This window comes from Salinibacterium sp. TMP30, from assembly GCF_038397785.1.
Taxonomy (GTDB): Bacteria; Actinomycetota; Actinomycetes; order Actinomycetales; family Microbacteriaceae; genus Rhodoglobus.
The window spans coordinates 1845339-1861480 of the sequence record NZ_CP151642.1 but is presented as its reverse complement, the minus strand read 5'-3'; the positions used below and the strand labels follow the sequence as shown (position 1 = coordinate 1861480).

General features: G+C 59.0%; 18 protein-coding genes and 1 other RNA gene. 13 read left to right on the top strand and 6 right to left on the bottom strand.

What is annotated here, in order from left to right; genetic code table 11:
* Positions 1–51 precede the first annotated feature (51 nt).
* The 6 genes from AADH44_RS09040 to AADH44_RS09015 all read left to right on the top strand — a co-directional run bounded on the left by AADH44_RS09040 (position 52) and on the right by AADH44_RS09015 (position 4463).
* A complete protein-coding gene (locus tag AADH44_RS09040) occupies positions 52–1905 on the top strand; it encodes a BCCT family transporter (RefSeq protein WP_341952469.1) in 1854 nt (617 codons plus the stop codon).
* A gap of 109 nt (positions 1906–2014) precedes the next feature.
* Positions 2015–2197, top strand: a complete 183-nt coding sequence (locus tag AADH44_RS09035; protein WP_341954977.1) for a hypothetical protein — start codon at positions 2015–2017, stop codon at positions 2195–2197.
* A 71-nt stretch (positions 2198–2268) separates the two neighbouring features.
* The gene (locus tag AADH44_RS09030; RefSeq protein ID WP_341952468.1) at positions 2269–2661 is read left to right on the top strand and encodes a TadE family protein; all 393 of its coding nucleotides are present in this window, start codon (positions 2269–2271) and stop codon (positions 2659–2661) included.
* On the top strand, positions 2636–3139 hold the full coding sequence (locus AADH44_RS09025) for a hypothetical protein (RefSeq protein WP_341952466.1): 504 nt from the start codon (positions 2636–2638) through the stop codon (positions 3137–3139). The genes AADH44_RS09030 and AADH44_RS09025 overlap by 26 nt, the downstream gene beginning before the upstream one ends.
* Entirely contained in the window at positions 3136–3633 is a 498-nt protein-coding gene (locus AADH44_RS09020) for a Tad domain-containing protein (protein WP_341952465.1), read from the top strand. The genes AADH44_RS09025 and AADH44_RS09020 overlap by 4 nt, the downstream gene beginning before the upstream one ends.
* Before the next feature lie 176 nt (positions 3634–3809).
* Positions 3810–4463 (top strand): SDR family oxidoreductase, encoded by a 654-nt coding sequence (locus AADH44_RS09015; protein ID WP_341952464.1) that lies wholly within the window; start codon positions 3810–3812, stop codon positions 4461–4463.
* Here the strand turns inward: AADH44_RS09015 and AADH44_RS09010 are convergent.
* Together AADH44_RS09010 and AADH44_RS09005 are read right to left on the bottom strand one after the other, a co-directional pair.
* The gene (locus tag AADH44_RS09010; RefSeq protein ID WP_341952462.1) at positions 4453–5094 is read right to left on the bottom strand and encodes a LysE family translocator; all 642 of its coding nucleotides are present in this window, start codon (positions 5092–5094) and stop codon (positions 4453–4455) included. The two genes, AADH44_RS09015 and AADH44_RS09010, sit on opposite strands and share 11 nt — an antisense overlap.
* The gene (locus AADH44_RS09005) at positions 5091–6347 is read right to left on the bottom strand and encodes an MFS transporter (protein WP_341952460.1); all 1257 of its coding nucleotides are present in this window, start codon (positions 6345–6347) and stop codon (positions 5091–5093) included. The genes AADH44_RS09010 and AADH44_RS09005 overlap by 4 nt, the downstream gene beginning before the upstream one ends.
* A 108-nt stretch (positions 6348–6455) precedes the next feature.
* On the opposite strand from AADH44_RS09005, the gene prfB reads away from it, so the two are divergent.
* The 4 genes from prfB to smpB all read left to right on the top strand — a co-directional run bounded on the left by prfB (position 6456) and on the right by smpB (position 9968).
* The gene (gene prfB / locus AADH44_RS09000) at positions 6456–7562 is read left to right on the top strand and encodes a peptide chain release factor 2 (RefSeq protein WP_341954975.1); all 1107 of its coding nucleotides are present in this window, start codon (positions 6456–6458) and stop codon (positions 7560–7562) included.
* A 126-nt stretch (positions 7563–7688) separates the two neighbouring features.
* Entirely contained in the window at positions 7689–8480 is a 792-nt protein-coding gene (gene ftsE, locus AADH44_RS08995; RefSeq protein ID WP_341952459.1) for a cell division ATP-binding protein FtsE, read from the top strand.
* Positions 8477–9394, top strand: coding sequence for a permease-like cell division protein FtsX (gene ftsX / locus AADH44_RS08990; protein ID WP_341952457.1), 918 nt, complete (start codon positions 8477–8479; stop codon positions 9392–9394). The genes ftsE and ftsX overlap by 4 nt, the downstream gene beginning before the upstream one ends.
* Before the next feature lie 94 nt (positions 9395–9488).
* The gene (smpB, locus tag AADH44_RS08985; protein WP_341952455.1) at positions 9489–9968 is read left to right on the top strand and encodes an SsrA-binding protein SmpB; all 480 of its coding nucleotides are present in this window, start codon (positions 9489–9491) and stop codon (positions 9966–9968) included.
* A gap of 69 nt (positions 9969–10037) precedes the next feature.
* Here the strand turns inward: smpB and AADH44_RS08980 are convergent, their stop codons facing one another.
* Positions 10038–10310: a glutaredoxin domain-containing protein gene (locus AADH44_RS08980; RefSeq protein WP_341952453.1), complete on the bottom strand. Its 273-nt coding sequence runs from the start codon at positions 10308–10310 to the stop codon at positions 10038–10040.
* Between the two features lie 161 nt (positions 10311–10471).
* Here AADH44_RS08980 and ssrA point away from each other — a divergent pair.
* From ssrA to AADH44_RS08965, 3 genes are all read left to right on the top strand, one after another.
* Positions 10472–10846: a transfer-messenger RNA gene (ssrA, locus tag AADH44_RS08975) on the top strand.
* Between the two features lie 212 nt (positions 10847–11058).
* Positions 11059–12519 carry an FAD-dependent oxidoreductase gene (locus AADH44_RS08970; protein WP_341952452.1) on the top strand — a complete coding sequence of 487 codons (1461 nt, stop codon included), beginning with the start codon at positions 11059–11061 and terminating at the stop codon, positions 12517–12519.
* Positions 12520–12541: 22 nt separating this feature from the next.
* Positions 12542–12691, top strand: a complete 150-nt coding sequence (locus AADH44_RS08965; RefSeq protein ID WP_341952450.1) for a hypothetical protein — start codon at positions 12542–12544, stop codon at positions 12689–12691.
* Between the two features lie 2 nt (positions 12692–12693).
* Here AADH44_RS08965 and galK read toward each other — a convergent pair whose 3' ends face one another.
* From galK to galE, 3 genes are read right to left on the bottom strand one after another with little or no spacing between them, the layout of a single operon-like run.
* Entirely contained in the window at positions 12694–13884 is a 1191-nt protein-coding gene (galK, locus tag AADH44_RS08960) for a galactokinase (protein ID WP_341952448.1), read from the bottom strand.
* Entirely contained in the window at positions 13881–14990 is a 1110-nt protein-coding gene (galT, locus tag AADH44_RS08955; RefSeq protein WP_341952446.1) for a galactose-1-phosphate uridylyltransferase, read from the bottom strand. The genes galK and galT overlap by 4 nt, the downstream gene beginning before the upstream one ends.
* Complete coding sequence (gene galE / locus AADH44_RS08950) at positions 14987–16009, bottom strand: UDP-glucose 4-epimerase GalE (protein WP_341952445.1); 1023 nt, start codon at positions 16007–16009, stop codon at positions 14987–14989. The genes galT and galE overlap by 4 nt, the downstream gene beginning before the upstream one ends.
* Positions 16010–16142 lie beyond the last annotated feature (133 nt).

The following is a 16142-nucleotide window of genomic DNA, read 5'->3' as shown; positions in this document are numbered from 1 at the left end:
ACCGAACGGTCGTACTCTAAAGAGCGTCGTACTCAGGCGATCGGAGACGCAATGACCGCAGAATCGACCCTCCCTTCAGAACCCGGAGCGCCGGAGAGACCTAAAGCAACACGCTTATTGGCACCCTGGGTGTTCTGGCCAGCCGCCGGTCTGGTCATTGCGATTACGGCGTTCTCGATGATCGCGCCAACGATGGCCAATACTGTGTTCGACACTCTGCAGTCAAGCGTCGTCAACTCGTTCAGTTGGTACTACGTGTTGATTGCTGCGTTCTTTGTCGCGTTCGCGCTGTGGCTTGGTTTCAGCCGTTTCGGTGACATCAAGCTAGGCAAGGATGATGACAAGCCCGAGTTCTCGATGATCTCGTGGATCTCCTTCCTTTTCGCTGCCGGCATGGGCATCGGCCTCGTCTTCTACGGGGTTGCCGAGCCGCTCAGTCACTTTGCGAACCCTCGCCCAGGCGTCACGGGTAACGAGATTGAACTTGCGCAGCAGGCGATGAGCCAAACGTTCCTGCACTGGGGCGTGCACGCGTGGGCTATTTACGTGGTTGTCGGGCTCGCACTCGCCTACGCAATCCATCGTCGCGGTCGACCCATTTCCATCCGCTGGACGCTCGAGCCGCTGCTCGGCAAGCGGGTTCATGGCGGCTGGGGCAACCTCATCGACGTCATAGCTCTCGTCGGTACCGTTTTCGGTGTTGCCACATCGCTCGGCCTCGGCGTTCTTCAGATCTCCGCTGGCCTCGAAAAGAACGGTGTCGCCGAGTCAAACCTCACCACTCAGATTGTGGTAATCGTCGTTATCGTTGCGTTCACCATCCTGTCTCTCGTTTCGGGTATCGGCCGCGGCATGAAATGGCTCTCCACAACCAACCTCTTGCTCGCTGCGGTGCTCCTGGTGTTTCTGCTGATTGTTGGTCCGACAGCGTTCCTATTCCGCGAGTTCGTGCAGTCGATGGGTAACTACCTGCAGAACTTCATCGGTCTCAGCTTCACTGTCAGCGCCTATGCTGGCGACGCGGGCGAGCAGTGGCAGGCCAGCTGGACCACCTTCTACTGGGGCTGGTGGATGTCGTGGGCACCGTTCGTCGGTGTGTTCATTGCGCGTGTTTCCAAGGGCCGTACTGTGCGCGAGTTTGTCGGCGGCGTGATGCTTGTCCCCACGGTTCTCACGTTCCTCTGGTTCAGTGTGCTCGGCGGAAACGCCATCTACCGGGAGCTTTATGGCCAGGGTGGCCTCATTGCCGCAGACGGATCAGTGGATGCTGATTCTGCTCTGTTTGATCTGCTTGCCGATTTGCCGGCAGGCACCGCTCTCACGTTCGGGGCCATCTTGCTGATCGGTATCTTCTTTGTCACCTCCGCAGATTCGGGGGCGCTCGTGATGTCGATGATCGCCACCGGTGGCTCAGCAGAGCCCCCCAAGCGCATCCGCATCTTCTTCGCGCTACTGGCCTCGTTCTTGGCTATCGCACTGCTGGTGACGGGCGGGCTGCAGACGCTGCAAACCGCAGCGATTCTCTCCGCCTTGCCTTTTAGTGTGGTGATGCTCATGATGTGCGCGGCCACAGTGACGGCGTTCAGCCGCGAGCGACGCGCTTATGACCGAGCGCGACGTGCTCAGTTCGTCGATCAGATCGGTGACTTTTATGGGCTCGAAGTCGAGGAGCCACTTCTTCGCGAACCCGTCCACCCGCTTCGCGCCGCACTTGACCGTCTACGAAAGAAGGCCGCGCAAACTGGCGGGGGAATCTCGCAGGGCACAGAAGACGCGATCCTTGCCGACACCAAATTGCCCTCGCCCGACAATATTGCGCAGGCTGACGCAATCGTTGAAGACGAGGTGGAGAGGTTGCAGTCAGAGCAGGAGACTAAGGGCAAGCGAGACTCATCGAAGGATTAGTCATTACTGGGCGGATGCCGCGCCTCGGGGCACCTGATCTCGCTGGCTGTGGAAAAGCTGCACGCACGTTTGTGAACCGCTCGATGATTGCAGAGTGAAATCATCTCAATTGACTCTGAAGAGCGGGCTTACCCGAGGCACCCGAACGCTTAGCTCAGAGCGAGGAGACGTGCCGGGCTGGGTGCTGATTACGTTGATGACGGCGGGCCTCGTGATCATTATCTGGGGTCTCGCAGGACCAGCACTCAGCTCGGTTTTTGAGCAGGCGATTGATCGCGTCACAGGTTTCTAGTGCGCACGCCTCGTCGTGCTGACCGGTCTGCGTTGGGCCTTCGGCAATTCGCTCACCGGAGTTCTCGCTCGATGGGTGTGCGACTTCGCGCAGACGAGTCCGGTTCCGCCGTCGTCGAGTTCGTGCTTGTCTCTGCACTACTGACGGTCCTCACACTCAGCGTCATCCAGTTGGGGCTAGCACTCCACATCCGAAACACAGTGTTGGACGCAGCGGCAGAAGGCGCCCGCTTCGCTTCCCTTGCTGACACCTCGTTGAGCGATGGCGCCACCCGCACCCGTGATCTCATCTCGACCGCGCTTTCGCCGGGGTACGCCGCTGATGTGTCGGCGAGCGCGACGAGCCATCTTGGGCATCCTTCGGTCATCGTCACCGTTCGCACGCCCCTGCCACTGTTGGGGCTGATCGGAATCGAGGACGGTTTGGAGGTGTCTGCGCATGCGCCGATCGAGCAGGTTCGCTAGCGCCTCGGCCGCGAAAAATATCGCCACGCATCTTCGTTGCCGACTGCGGGAGCAGCAGGGATCATCGTCCCTCGAATTCATCACGGTCGGCATGGTCATGCTGATCCCGCTCGTGTATCTCGTGCTCACAATGTCAGTAATCCAAGGTGGTGCTTTGGCGGCCGAAGGCGCTGCGCGGCAAGCTGCCCGGGTATTTGTGCAGGCGGAAACCGTAGCCGAAGCAGAAGACTCGGCCGGGCAGGCAATCGAGTTCGCTCTCAACAACTACGGCATAGATGCCTCGGATTCCTCCGTAGTGATCGCCTGTACTCCCGATCCGGCCAACTGTCTCACCCGTCGCGGGTACGTCACCGTGAGTGTTGCCGTGGTCGTCAACTTGCCTCTTGCACCTCCGGTGCTCACCGGAAACTTCCCCCTGCAGATTCCTCTCGATGCCACCGTGACCCAACAGGTGTCACAGTTCAGGGGTTCCCGATGAAGCAGAAAACGTCCACTGATCCGACCACGCCGAGAGAACCCAGCGACCAGCGCGACCGCAGCCTCGCTCTCTGCGACGAGCAAGGGTCCGCTCTCCTGCTCACGATCTTCTACGCGTTCCTTTCACTCGTGCTCATCTTTTTGGTGGTGGCCGCTACTTCGCTCTACCTTGAACGCAAACGTCTCTTTACCCTCGCGGATGGCGCCGCCCTCGTAGGTGCCGAGTCGTACGATCTCGATGACGTCGAATTGACTACCAGTGGGTACCGGCCACAGCTCACTGCAGTCAAAGTCGCCTTATCTGTCGCCGACTATGTCGCGGCGAGTCAGGGCGATGGATTTATCGACCTCCAGATAGTAGAGGCCACTACTACCGATGCGGCAAGCTCCACCGTGTCTCTTTCCTCGTATTGGAAACCACCGTTCGTGTCGCTACTGGTGCCTGAGGGTATCCGTATCGACGTGACAGCGACGGCGCGATCCGTATTCTCCTAGCTGGGCCGCGCAGAGAAGGGTGGCAATCTAACTGACCCGAACCGGGATCACGCCCGCACCCAGTCCGCGCCCTAGCTGCATACAGCAAACATTCGTGCAGCAAACAGGGAGCTTCAGTTCGTAGCGTGGTCTCTGCACGTCAGCTAAGTGCGCAACCCACGCAAAAGGAGACAGCCATGAAACGAATCGTTATCGTCGGCGGCCACGGCAAGATTGCTCTGAGCCTCGCGGAGCTACTCAGTGGAAGGGGACACCACGTGCACTCCCTGATTCGCAACTCTGACCAAGAAGCCGACATCAGCGCCACCGGCGCAATGCCTGTCCTCGCGGATATCGAAGCGCTCAGCGCCGAAGAGCTATCCGAAATCTTCACAGGGAACGACACCATTGTGTTCGCTGCCGGTGCCGGTGGGGCAAGCATGGAGAGAACCTACGCCGTCGACCGCGACGCTGCAATTCGCACAATGGATGCCGCAGCTCACGCAGGCGTCGACCGCTACATCATGCTGTCCTACAAGGGAGCCAGCCTCGACCATGGTGTACCAGAAGACAACGATTTCTTCGCCTACGCCGAATCAAAGGCCGCAGCCGACGACCACCTCCGCAAAGGCCCGCTGCACTACACAATCGTGGGCCCGGGCCCACTGTCGAGCGAACGAGCATCCGGGATGATCGATGTTGGTGACGCAGCAACCGCGGAGCAGGCATCCCGCGACAATGTGGCCCAGGTTCTCGCCGAAGTCATCGACAGCGATAACACGATAGGTCACACCATCGAGTTCATGGATGGTTCGACGCCGATCGCGGACGCGGTCGCCGCTATTGCTTAGCGTGAGGGATAAATAGAGAACCAATGCCGAGCCCGATGAGGGCAACGCCGCCGACCGCTGACAGGTTGGTGATGCGGTGGGGTGAGCTTGCGAACCAATCGCGGGCAAACCCTGCCGCCAACGCCCAGGAAGTATCTGTGACCACTGCTATGGCCATGAAGATCATGCCCAGCGCCAGCAACTGAAGTTGCACACTCGCGGCGCCGAAACTCACGAATTGTGGCAAGACGGCAACGAAAAACACGGTCGCTTTGGGATTCGTGATTCCGACAATGAAGCCTTGGCCAAAGATCCGCCACCGTGAGCGCGTTTTCGGCACGCCAGCATCCGCTGTGGCATGCGCATTGCGCTGGCGAATTGCCTGCACGCCCAAGTAGATGAGGTAGGCGGCACCCAAGTACTTCACTACGGTGAATGCGATCACGGATTGCGCGATGATGGTTCCGACACCGAACGCGACACCAAACACGAGCACTACACCGCCGGTGGCGTTGCCAAGGGAACTGATAATCCCACCCAGCTTGCCTAGTGACAGCGACCGGCCGATGAGAAATAGCACACTGGGCCCGGGGATCAGGATGATCGGCAGCGCGACGAGCACGAACGCGATTACGTTGGTCGTGGGGATCATTTCTGCGGTTTCTGAATGTAGCGAGGCACGTATCGCACCATAACGCCGGCGCCGATGAGGCCGAGCACACCCACAGCTCCTGCTGCGAGTGAGAGCGAAGCCACTGCGGTGATCCCGGCAATCATCAGGGGCGATGCGGCTTGGCCTACGCCGCCGGTGAATCGCCAAGCGCCGAGGAATGGTGCCGGATTGCTTGGGGGAGCAAGGTCTGCGCCGAGTGTCATCAGGATGCCGCTGCCGAGTCCGTTTGCGAGCGCGAGGAACATCGCCGCGAAGATAAACCAGGCGATATTGGCGCTCACATCGTGGGTCAGCGAGAGCACGATGTGGCCCATTCCGAGACCGACCAAGGACGGCACTGCTGTCCACAGCCTCCCGAAGCGGTCCATGATCTGACCTCCGGTATAGAACAGGGCAAAGTCGACGGCGCCCGCAATGCCAATGATGATGGCGGTGTTGGCATCTGCCAGACTGATGCTGACGGCCCATAGCGGCAAGATGACTTGCCTGCTTGCGCGCATAGCGCCGATGGTTGCGGCGCCAAGACCGAGCCGTGAAAGCACCGCCCGGTTGCGGCGAATCGTCGCAAAAAGGCGGTCAGACTGTTGAGAGACGAGCGCTTCGCCGTCCCGCAGTGTGCGATCGTTTACGCGCGAGGTGTGCACAGCACCGAAGGTGGTTGCGGGATCAGGCAGAAGTAGCAGCACGAGCGCGGCTGCCACACACGCGACAACGTGAATCCAGAAGGCCATAATCGCGGCACCGGTCAAGTGGATGATGACCGCCGAGATGAACGGGCCGATGAACGTGCCGAGTCGAAAGGTTCCGCCCAGAGTGGAGAGAGCTCGGGCGCGATAGGCGGTGGGCACAAAGCTTGTGAGGAAGGCGTGACGGGCGAGCGCAAAGACGGCAGTCGCGAGACCGATGAGCAGAACACCGAATCCGAGGGCAACGGGGTTCGGGGCGAGAATGCAGATCACTACTCCGACGATCGAGAGTGCACTTGCGCCGATCATGGCTGGGCGTTCGCCGATGCGGGAGACAAGCCATCCACTCGGAATGTTGCCGAAAAGTTCACCGATGGTCAGCAGTGCCGCGACGAGCCCAGCGATCGCCAGTGTTGCGCCAAGATTGTCTGCCGCGATGGGAATCAACGGGATAATCGCGCCTTCACCAATGGAGAACAGCAGCGTCGGCAAGAGAACGGGCAGCCCGATCGAGCGCCAGCTAAAGGAGTGTTCTGTTGTGCTCATCGTCGTCCATCGTATGTCGTGACCGCACGCATCTACGGCAACGCAGGCCCGCAGAATGCGCACACCCAACAGTGCGGTCTGAGCTTCGCGGGTAGTCTGGTGGATGACATGGATGAACTGGACTTTTCTGACGACATCGCAGCCCTGCGCTCCACTTTTGCCGACATTCGACAGGTGGTCGACACCGATCGACTCACCGCCGAGATTGCCGAGCTGAGCGAACTGGCGGGCGCCCCTGATCTGTGGGACGACACCGATAAGGCTCAAAAGGTCACAAGCGACCTCAGCCATCGTCAGGCAGAGCTCGCCAAGATCACTTCAATTTCGCACAGGCTCGATGACCTTGAAATTATGGTTCAGTTGGCGAACGAAGAGAGTGACGCCCAGGCGGCAGCGGAGGCTCGAACCGAGCTCGCCCGGATCACCAAGATGTTGGGCGACCTCGAGGTTCAGACCCTCCTCAATGGTGAGTTTGATCAAAGACCCGCCGTCATCACCATCCGCGCCGGAGCGGGTGGCGTGGATGCCGCCGATTTTGCCGAAATGCTCTTGCGCATGTACCTCCGCTACGCGGAACAGCACTCCTACCCAACTCGGGTTCTTGACACGAGCTACGCCGAGGAGGCGGGTATCAAGTCGGCGACTTTCGAGGTCGATGCACCCTTCGCGTTCGGGACTCTCAGCGTTGAAGCTGGCACCCACCGTTTGGTGCGCATGAGCCCCTTCAACTCTGCAGGCAAACGCCAGACCAGTTTCGCGGCGGTCGAAGTTGTTCCTCTCATTGAGACGACGGATGTTGTCGAAGTTCCCGAAAACGACATCCGGGTCGATGTCTTCCGCTCTTCCGGTCCCGGTGGTCAGTCGGTGAACACTACCGACTCGGCCGTTCGCATTACTCACTTGCCGACAGGCATCGTGGTGAGCTGTCAGAACGAGAAGAGCCAGATCCAGAACCGTGCTGCTGCGATGCGCGTGCTTCAATCTCGCTTATTGTTGTTGCAGCGCGAGCAGGAAGCAGCAACGAAGAAGGAGATCGCGGGCGTGATCACCGCGAGTTGGGGTGACCAAATGCGCAGCTACGTGTTGGCTCCCTACCAAATGGTGAAAGACTTGCGCACCGAATTTGAGGTAAACAATCCCTCGAACGTGTTCGACGGTGACCTTGACGGTTTCATCTCGGCCGGCATTAAGTGGCGCAAGCGCACCATCGAGTGACCCGGCAGCGCTGATCCAGCGGCGCCGATGGCGCAGCCGTGTGATCTGACTTGGCCACCCTGTGAGTCTCGACGCGCGGTGCGTCGTTGCCACGTTCCGAAGCGTGCGTACTTAGGCTGACTTCAAATGATTCGTTTTGATGCTGTTTCGAAGTCTTATCCGGGCACCACTAGACCGGCACTGAACTCGGTTGATCTTGAGATCCTTAAGGGCGAGTTCGTCTTCCTGGTGGGCGCTTCTGGTTCGGGAAAGTCAAGCTTTTTGCGGTTGATCCTTAAAGAGGAGAACCCGACTAAGGGGTCGATTTACGTGCTGGGTCAGCACCTGAACACTCTGTCGAGCCGCAAGGTACCGTATTTCCGCCGCAATCTCGGCGTGGTTTTTCAGGACTTCCGTCTGCTGCCGAATAAGACTGTCTTCGACAATGTGGCGTTCAGCCTGCAGGTGATTGGCAAGAGCCGTGGGTACATCCAGGAGGCGGTTCCGGATGCTCTCAAGATGGTGGGCCTTGCCGGCAAGTCGAGTCGTTTTCCCCATGAACTTTCCGGTGGTGAGCAGCAGCGCGTAGCTATTGCGCGTGCCGTGGTGAACAAACCAGCGATCATGCTTGCGGATGAGCCAACAGGAAACCTTGACCCTGCCACCTCTGCGGGCATTATGACTTTGCTCGAACGGATCAACCTGGGCGGCACCACGGTTCTTATGGCTACCCACGATGCGGGAATTGTGGATCAGATGAAGCGTCGCGTCATTGAGCTCATTGGTGGCCAGATTGTGCGCGATGAGCGTCAGGGTGGCTACCAAACGCAGACGGTTCCGACTCAGGAGCGGATCCCGCATCCGGCCGCCAGCAGACCCGGTGGCCCAGTGCCGACCGGTGCTGCGCAGCCTTCACGCGGCGAGGGGCTCGACGCATGAGGCTCGGGTTGATTCTTGGCGAGGTGGGAAGTGGGCTGCGCCGCAACCTCTCGATGGTGGTCTCTGTCGTTCTGGTGACGTTCATTTCGCTCACTTTCGTGGGGGCCTCGATTTTGCTACAGATGCAGATTGGGCAAATGAAGGGGTACTGGTATGACCGTGCGCAGGTAGCGGTCTACATGTGTACCGATATCGACACGACGGGCAATTGCACTCTCGCAGAAGCGACTGAAGACCAGATTGATGCGGTTCAGCAACAACTGGATTCGGCAACGCTCGCGCCGTACATCAATGGGGTTCAGTTCGAGACTCACGCGCAGGCGTACGCGAACTTCACCGAGCAGTTCGCCGACACCACCTTCGCTGGCATCATCACTCCAGAGACGTTGAACGAGAGCTTCCGGGTTAACCTTGTCGATCCGGAGCAGGCTGACGTTCTGATCGAGAGCCTGTCTGGGCTAGCGGGCGTGGAGAGTGTGCAAGATCAGCGTGCCTATCTTGAACCGATCTTTTCGATCTTGAACGCCGCAAGTTTCACGGCCATTGGGGTTGCGGGGCTCATGTTGGTGGCCGCAGTCTTGCTCATTGCCACGACCATCCGTCTTAGCGCTTTCTCCCGTCGTCGAGAGCTGGGCATCATGCGACTGGTCGGTGCGTCGAACCGATTTATTCAAACGCCGTTCATCCTCGAGGGAGTGTTTGCTTCCCTCATTGGTTCTGTGTTGGCCGGGGGAGCGATTGTTGCGATTGTTCAGTTCTTCGTGCGGGGCTATTTGGCATCGACTTTGCCGCTCAACACCAGCCTGCTGGGAATGGATGACGCACTGCTCGTTGTACCTATCCTGATCGTGTCGGGTGCGGGTCTCGCCGCGATTTCTGCAGGTGTCGCGATTAGCCGATATTTGAAGGTGTAGGCCGCGCGCCCCTCTCGCGCTAAACTGGTCTGCTGCACTGTCGGCATCCGCCGTAGCATTGCTGCATCAACCGTATTTGAGAGAGAAGTGAATCATGCCCAAGGAAGGTGACCGGAAGGTTGTTGCAAGCAACCGTAAGGCGCGCCATGACTACAGCATCGAAGACACCTTTGAGGCTGGTCTTGTGCTGTCGGGCACTGAGGTCAAATCTCTGCGGTTGGGCCGTGCGAGTTTGATCGATGGCTACGGCTACATCGACGACCATGCAGAAGCTTGGTTAGATGCCGTGCACATTCCTGAGTTCTTTCAGGGTTCGTGGAACAACCACCCTCCGCGTCGTAAGCGCAAGATGCTGCTGCATAAAGAGCAAATCTTGAAGATTCACAACAAGATCAAACAGGGCGGGTACACGCTCGTTCCACTGTCGATCTATTTCTTGGATGGTCGAGCCAAGGTTGAGCTCGCGGTCGCTAAGGGTAAGCGTGAGTATGACAAGCGTCAGACCCTGCGTGAGCGCCAAGACAAACGTGAGTCGGATCGTGCGATAGCCGCGCGCAAGAACATGGGGGAGTAGCCGAGCCCAGCTCGCGCACGCCCCTGTTTTGGCTCGCGCTGGACCACACTTAGTGGCGAGGGAGTGTCCTTAGATTGCGCCGAGTTCTTTAATCTTTGCTGTGAGCTCTTTGTCGCTGGGCTCCACCTGGAATGTTCCGTCGGTGAAGTGCACAACAGGGATGTTGAGGCGTCCGCTGATGGCGTGTGCACGGTCGGCTGCGGTGGGATCTTTCTCGACGTCTACTTTGGTCCACTCGATGTTGATCGAGTCGAGGAGTGCTTCGGAGCGACGGCAGTCGCGGCACCAATCTGCACCGTACATCGTGATCTTGGTGGGCAGTGCTTCAGTTGTTTCGCTCATCCTTCGAATCTACTGTGGCGTCGCTGTATGAAAGCCCAAGTTCGCTGGCAGCGTGTACGTGATCCGGGGCTGGCTAGTAGCCCGGATCTGAACTATGATTGAGGGCTGCCTGTTCTTTAAGCAGATTTGATAACTCCACAGCGCGACAACGACCTTCACAGGGGGATGATCGGTTTCGACATTGCCTGCAAAACGATGAGAAGCGGGTCGAGAATGCAGCCTTATCTCGTTAACGATGACTGCAAACTATAAGTGCCAATTCAAAGCGCACTGACTTCGCCCTCGCTGCCTAAGCGAGCGCACTAAAGAAGTCCGTCAGATCGGGAATGCTCTCTACCCGGATCCTGGCGCAATTTAGAGAGATTGCTGCGTAGTTACGCCTGAGGGCTACGTGGGACTTGCACTCTGGCTGGGCTTGTTGACCTAGGTGCTTGTGGCAAAGGTCAGAGCCGAGTAGAACGTCTGCACAAGCTACACCCGTAGAAGGCATGGAATTACAGCAGTGGACGGGGGTTCAATTCCCCCCATCTCCACCATCGGTCGTTGTCGCGTTGTGAGTTCTCGCTGCCTGCACTCACCGGACCAGCAAGGTTGTTGGATTGAGGGCACTGCATCGCCGGTCTCGCCAGGCCTATTTTTGTGCTGCCCGGGCGGAGAACAGATCACGCTATCTCGCTTGTGGTTTATACCCCCTGGGGTATAAAGTGCGAACATCGGCATCTTCATAGGAGAGAGATAGAGGCCCGGCATGGCACGAGTAGTCGTTATGGGAGCTGGAGTCGCGGGGCACACAGCGGCGCTGCACCTAAAGCGGAAGCTGGGTAAAGCGCACGATGTCGTGGTGGTTAGCCCGAATTCGAAGTGGAACTGGATTCCCTCAAATATTTGGGTAGGCGTTGACCGCATGGCGGCGAGCAAGGTTGTATTCCCTCTAGAACCGGTTTATCGCAAGAAGAACATCGAGTTCCACCAAGCCAAAGCCACCACAATCTTGCCTGACGGCGATGCCAACGACTCAACGCCGCAGATTGAGATTGAATACACTGCCGCCGGTGCCGCCGGTCGCACTGCTCGAATTTCTTACGACTACCTCATCAATGCCACTGGCCCCGCACTGAACTTTGCTGCCACGCCGGGCCTCGGCCCAGAAGACGGCCATACAGTCTCAGTGTGCACTCCAGAGCACGCGGTTGAAGCTGCCCGCGAATTGACTGCGAGCATCGCTCGGCTTAACAAGGGTGAGAAGCTCACTTTTGTGATCGGCACAGGGCACGGTACTTGCACGTGTGAAGGTGCTGCGTTCGAATATGTACTGAATGTTGAACACGAGCTACGCCGACACGGAGTTCGAGACAACGCCGACATCGTATTTTTCACGAACGAGATGGAACTCGGTGACTTCGGCGTTGGTGGCATGATCATCAAAAACAAAGGTTCCTTCATGAGCGGCGGAGCCCTCGCTGGCACGCTTTTCGCCGAACGGGGTATTCGGGCAATTCTTGGTGCAGCGGCAACCAACATCAGTGCCGACACCATCGAATACGTGCAGGTTGACGGATCGCCACAGAGCCTGCATTTTGATTTCTCAATGCTATTGCCGCCGTTTCGCGGGGTACCTTTTGCGGTTCTTGATCGCGGCGGCCGTGACATCACTGCAACGGTATTTGCCCCGAGCGGTTTCATGAAAGTCGACGCCGACTACACGGCAAAGCCCTACGAGGAGTGGAAGGCCGCAGACTGGCCGAAGACTTACCAATCTCCGGCCTACTCGAATATGTTTGCCGCAGGGATAGCTTTCGCGCCTCCGCACGCCATCTCGAAGCCTCACAAGACTCCCGATGGAGTCGTGATTGCGCCGGCCCCACCCCGTACGGGACAGCCCTCCGGGGCTATCGCTAAGGCCGTGGCATTCTCAATCGTCGACATGATCCGCACCAACAACCCAACGCCGACACACGGCGCGCCCATGAGTCATCTTGCCGCTGCTTGCGTGGCCTCAGCTGGCACCGGAGCTTTCGAAGGATCTGCGGTAGCGATGGTGATGTCGCCAATCATTCCGGACTGGACTCGATATCCGGAAACCGGCCGCAATATCAAAGAGACCACCGCAGAAATTGGGCTGGGTGGGCACTGGGCAAAACGCATTTTGCACAGCGCGTTTATGTACAAGATGCATGGATACCCGTTCTGGTGGGTTGTGCCCGAGTAGCCCATAAACGAAAGATCACACTATGAAAACCGATGTTGTTGTCAACCATGAGCCATGGGTGGCGAGTGAACGAGAAAGACGCGCCCGCCACAATGTCTTCATTCAGGCGTGGCGTTTCGCGCGCATGTCTTTCGTGATGTTCTTACTGGGACATCGAAAACACGACGCCTAACTTTAGTCTCGGGAGCCGTCGATGTCATTCCGCTCGGCGCCCGTCGACGGCGTGACAGTGAAGGTAACTGGTTCGGTGAACCCCTTCGCTGCGAAGGCGTCCCTAACGGCGGATTCAACGTCGGGTACACGAGCGTGGGGGACAAGAGCGATCGCTGCTCCGCCGAATCCTCCGCCCGTCATGCGAGCGCCGATTGCGCCGTGTGCTCGGGCAGTCTCCACAGCAAGATCGAGTTCCGGGATGGATATCTCGAAGTCGTCTCGCAATGAAACGTGGGATGCGTCTAGTAGGGCACCGATGGCGAGTGGTCCATCTTCGTTCAGAGTTCGAACCGTGTCCAGTACGCGCTGATTCTCGGTGACGACGTGGCGGATGCGGCGGAACGTCACGTCATCGAGCAGTTCGCGTGCGCGGTCGAGATCGGAAACACTCACGTCACGCAACGACGAAACTCCCATCGCGGAAGCTCCGGCTTCGCACGACGCACGCCGCTCTGCGTAGCCGCCTGTTGCATGCGAGTGCGATACGCGCGTGTCCATCACGAGGATGCTCAGCTCTGCGTGAGCCAGTCCGAGTGGAATAACCGTGACGTCGAGCGAGCGGCAGTCCAAGAACACGGCCGAATCTGTCGCGCCGAGCAGGGATGCGGACTGATCCATGATTCCGGTGGGCGCACCGACGACGTCGTTTTCGGCGAGCTGCCCAGCCTTCGCCAGTTGTTCGCGTGAGAATCCGAGGCTCCAGAGGTCGTTGAGAGCCAGAGCCACTGAGCTCTCGATTGCTGCTGACGATGACAGGCCTGCCCCGACAGGTACGGTCGAATCGATGATGATGTCGGCGCCCGGGAGAGTGGTCAGATCTGCGCCGTGCTGTCCGAGTGCCCACGCAACGCCGAGCGGATACGCACTCCATCCCACGATCTCTCCCGCGGAACGCGCAGCGTCGAGCCCAGACAGCGGAAGCTCAACCGAGGTGTTGTCGAATGTGCTGGTGACTCGAATCACGCCGTCGGCGCGGAGCCCGACAGCGGCTCGTGTTCGGCGATCGATGGCGAACGGAAGCACGAAGCCTTCGTTGTAGTCAGTATGCTCGCCGATGAGGTTGACGCGGCCTGGTGCCGACCACACGCCATCCGGCTTGCTACCGGTAAGGCTCATGAAGCGTTCGCTTAGCTGGTGCAGGGTGTCGCTCATGCTCGTTCAATTGCCTTTCGGATGTTTTCGGCGGCGGCTTCGGGTGTAACGTCGCCGATCCACGCGCCCATCGCCGATTCAGATCCGGCGAGGTACTTCAGTTTGTCTGCGGCACGTCGAGGCGACGTCAGTTGGAGGTGGAGCCGGTATGTTTCGCGCGCGCGGTTCACGGGAGCCTGATGCCAGGCAGCGATGTATGGCGTGGGGGAGTCGTAGATCGCATCGATGCCGCGAAGCAGCGTCAAATAGAGCGAGGCGAGTTCGTCACGCTCCTCATCTGAGGTGGCCGCGAAGTCGGGGATCTGACGATGGGGCAACATGTGCACTTCGATGGGCCAGCGAGCGGCGAACGGCACAAAGGCGGTCCAGTGTTCTCCGCTCAGCACAACGCGGTCTCCTGCGCGTTCGAAGTCAAGGATGCGCTGGAACATGTCGGGGCTGGTGCGCTCGATCGAATCGAGTGTCCGCTGCGTTTTGGGGGTGATGTATGGATAGGAGTAGATCTGTCCATGGGGGTGGTGCAGAGTCACGCCGATGGCTTCTCCGCGGTTTTCAAACGGGAACACCTGTTGCACGCCGTCCAACGCGGAGAGCGCTTCAGTCCGGTTGGCCCACGCTTCGATTACGGTGCGAGCGCGACTGACAGTCTGGGTGCCGAACGATCCTTCGTGATCGGGGCTGAAGCACACGACCTCACAGCGACCAATTGAGCTGCGGATGCGGCCGAGGCCGAGATTTGCGAGATCGTCGAGACCGGTCGGGCTGTTGTCACTCCCGGCTAGCGCAGGCCCGAACGACGGCGAACGGTTTTCGAAGACTGCGACGTCGTACAGTGCAGGAACTTCAGAGGGATTCTGGGGAGTTTGCGGTGCGAGCGGGTCTTGATCGGCGGGTGGGAGGAAGACCCGGTTCTGGCGGGCGGCCGCGATCGACACCCATTCCCCCGTCATGATGTCTTGTCTCATGCTCGCCGTGGCTGGCCGAGGGTCAAGAACCCTACTGTCAACGGAACGTTTGTCACCGAGTGTTGTGTCGGCGTCGTCGAAGTAAATTAGCTCTCGACCATCCGCGAGCGTGGTGGAGTGCTTAGTGATCTTTGCGGTCATTCTGCAATTCCTTTTCCCGCGCTACCCTTGTGGGCGCTGATTTTACCGGCGCTGTCTTTTTCTGCATAGAGTCGTGCCTCCCACGCGCTGCGAACCATTTCTTCTGCGGTGTGACGCATCTTCCAGTCGAGATCGCGCGCCGCGAGATCGCCGTTGGCGACGATCCGGGGCGGGTCACCGGCACGGCGGTCCGCTAGCTCTGGCGTGAAGGCGATTTCGGTCACCTTCGCAACGGTCGTCATGATCTCGGCCACAGATAGCCCGTCTCCGCTGCCGAGGTTGTAGGCGGGCTCGATCGCGTCGTGCGATTCAAGACGGCGGGCCGCTGCAACGTGGGCGGCGGCAATGTCCGCGACGTGCACGTAGTCGCGCACATTGGTGCCGTCGGCAGTGGGGTAGTCGGTTCCGTTGATCCGCGGCGTCTGTCCGGCGACGAGCGCTTCGAACACGAGCGGGAAGAGGTTGTGCGGGCTGGTGTCAAAGACGGCGGGATCGCCGGAGCCAACGACGTTGAAGTAGCGCAGCGAGGTATGGCGCAGGCCGGTGGCTACGGCTTGATTGCGCAGTAACCATTCGCCGATCAGCTTTGATTCTCCATATGGTGACAACGGTTCTTTCGCAGTGTTCTCGGTGACGAGGTCCACATTGGGGGTTCCGTAGACTGCTGCGCTCGAGGAGAACACAACCTGGTCGATCGTGCACTCCTGCATAGCCTCAAGCAGACAAATTGTGGCGGTGACATTCTGCGTGTACGTGTGGAGCGGACGCTGGACTGAGACACCCGCGTACTTGAAGCCGGCGACGTGAATGACGCCGGTGACTCCGTGAGTGGTCATCGCATGGATGAGCGCTTCTTTGTCGAGGATGTCTGCGTGCACGAAGGGCACACCCTCGGGCACAAAGCGCTCGAATCCGCTCGAAAGGTCATCGATGATGACGGCGTCCATCTGAGCATCAATTAGCGCACGGACTACATGCGCACCTATATAGCCGGCACCGCCGGTTACCATCCAAGTCATTGCAGTTCCTCGTGTCCGGGCAGCGGTATAGCGTCGATTGAAGCTTCTCAGTCTGTGACCACTTTGAATTGTATGACTATTATTTTATCGCGTCCAACCTGCGCAACTAGGCGCCAAGCGCTGGTTGCGTCCG

Bases quoted from the DNA above. Each gene is read 5' to 3' on its own strand.
- AADH44_RS09040 (WP_341952469.1), top strand. From the start codon at position 52: ATGACCGCAGAATCGACCCTCCCTTCAGAACCCGGAGCGCCGGAGAGA.
- AADH44_RS09030 (WP_341952468.1), top strand. From the start codon at position 2,269: ATGGGTGTGCGACTTCGCGCAGACGAGTCCGGTTCCGCCGTCGTCGAG.
- AADH44_RS09025 (WP_341952466.1), top strand. From the start codon at position 2,636: ATGCGCCGATCGAGCAGGTTCGCTAGCGCCTCGGCCGCGAAAAATATC.
- AADH44_RS09020 (WP_341952465.1), top strand. From the start codon at position 3,136: ATGAAGCAGAAAACGTCCACTGATCCGACCACGCCGAGAGAACCCAGC.
- AADH44_RS09015 (WP_341952464.1), top strand. From the start codon at position 3,810: ATGAAACGAATCGTTATCGTCGGCGGCCACGGCAAGATTGCTCTGAGC.
- AADH44_RS09010 (WP_341952462.1), bottom strand. From the start codon at position 5,094: ATGATCCCCACGACCAACGTAATCGCGTTCGTGCTCGTCGCGCTGCCG.
- AADH44_RS09005 (WP_341952460.1), bottom strand. From the start codon at position 6,347: ATGAGCACAACAGAACACTCCTTTAGCTGGCGCTCGATCGGGCTGCCC.
- prfB (WP_341954975.1), top strand. From the start codon at position 6,456: ATGGATGAACTGGACTTTTCTGACGACATCGCAGCCCTGCGCTCCACT.
- ftsE (WP_341952459.1), top strand. From the start codon at position 7,689: ATGATTCGTTTTGATGCTGTTTCGAAGTCTTATCCGGGCACCACTAGA.
- ftsX (WP_341952457.1), top strand. From the start codon at position 8,477: ATGAGGCTCGGGTTGATTCTTGGCGAGGTGGGAAGTGGGCTGCGCCGC.
- smpB (WP_341952455.1), top strand. From the start codon at position 9,489: ATGCCCAAGGAAGGTGACCGGAAGGTTGTTGCAAGCAACCGTAAGGCG.
- AADH44_RS08980 (WP_341952453.1), bottom strand. From the start codon at position 10,310: ATGAGCGAAACAACTGAAGCACTGCCCACCAAGATCACGATGTACGGT.
- AADH44_RS08970 (WP_341952452.1), top strand. From the start codon at position 11,059: ATGGCACGAGTAGTCGTTATGGGAGCTGGAGTCGCGGGGCACACAGCG.
- AADH44_RS08965 (WP_341952450.1), top strand. From the start codon at position 12,542: ATGAAAACCGATGTTGTTGTCAACCATGAGCCATGGGTGGCGAGTGAA.
- galK (WP_341952448.1), bottom strand. From the start codon at position 13,884: ATGAGCGACACCCTGCACCAGCTAAGCGAACGCTTCATGAGCCTTACC.
- galT (WP_341952446.1), bottom strand. From the start codon at position 14,990: ATGACCGCAAAGATCACTAAGCACTCCACCACGCTCGCGGATGGTCGA.
- galE (WP_341952445.1), bottom strand. From the start codon at position 16,009: ATGACTTGGATGGTAACCGGCGGTGCCGGCTATATAGGTGCGCATGTA.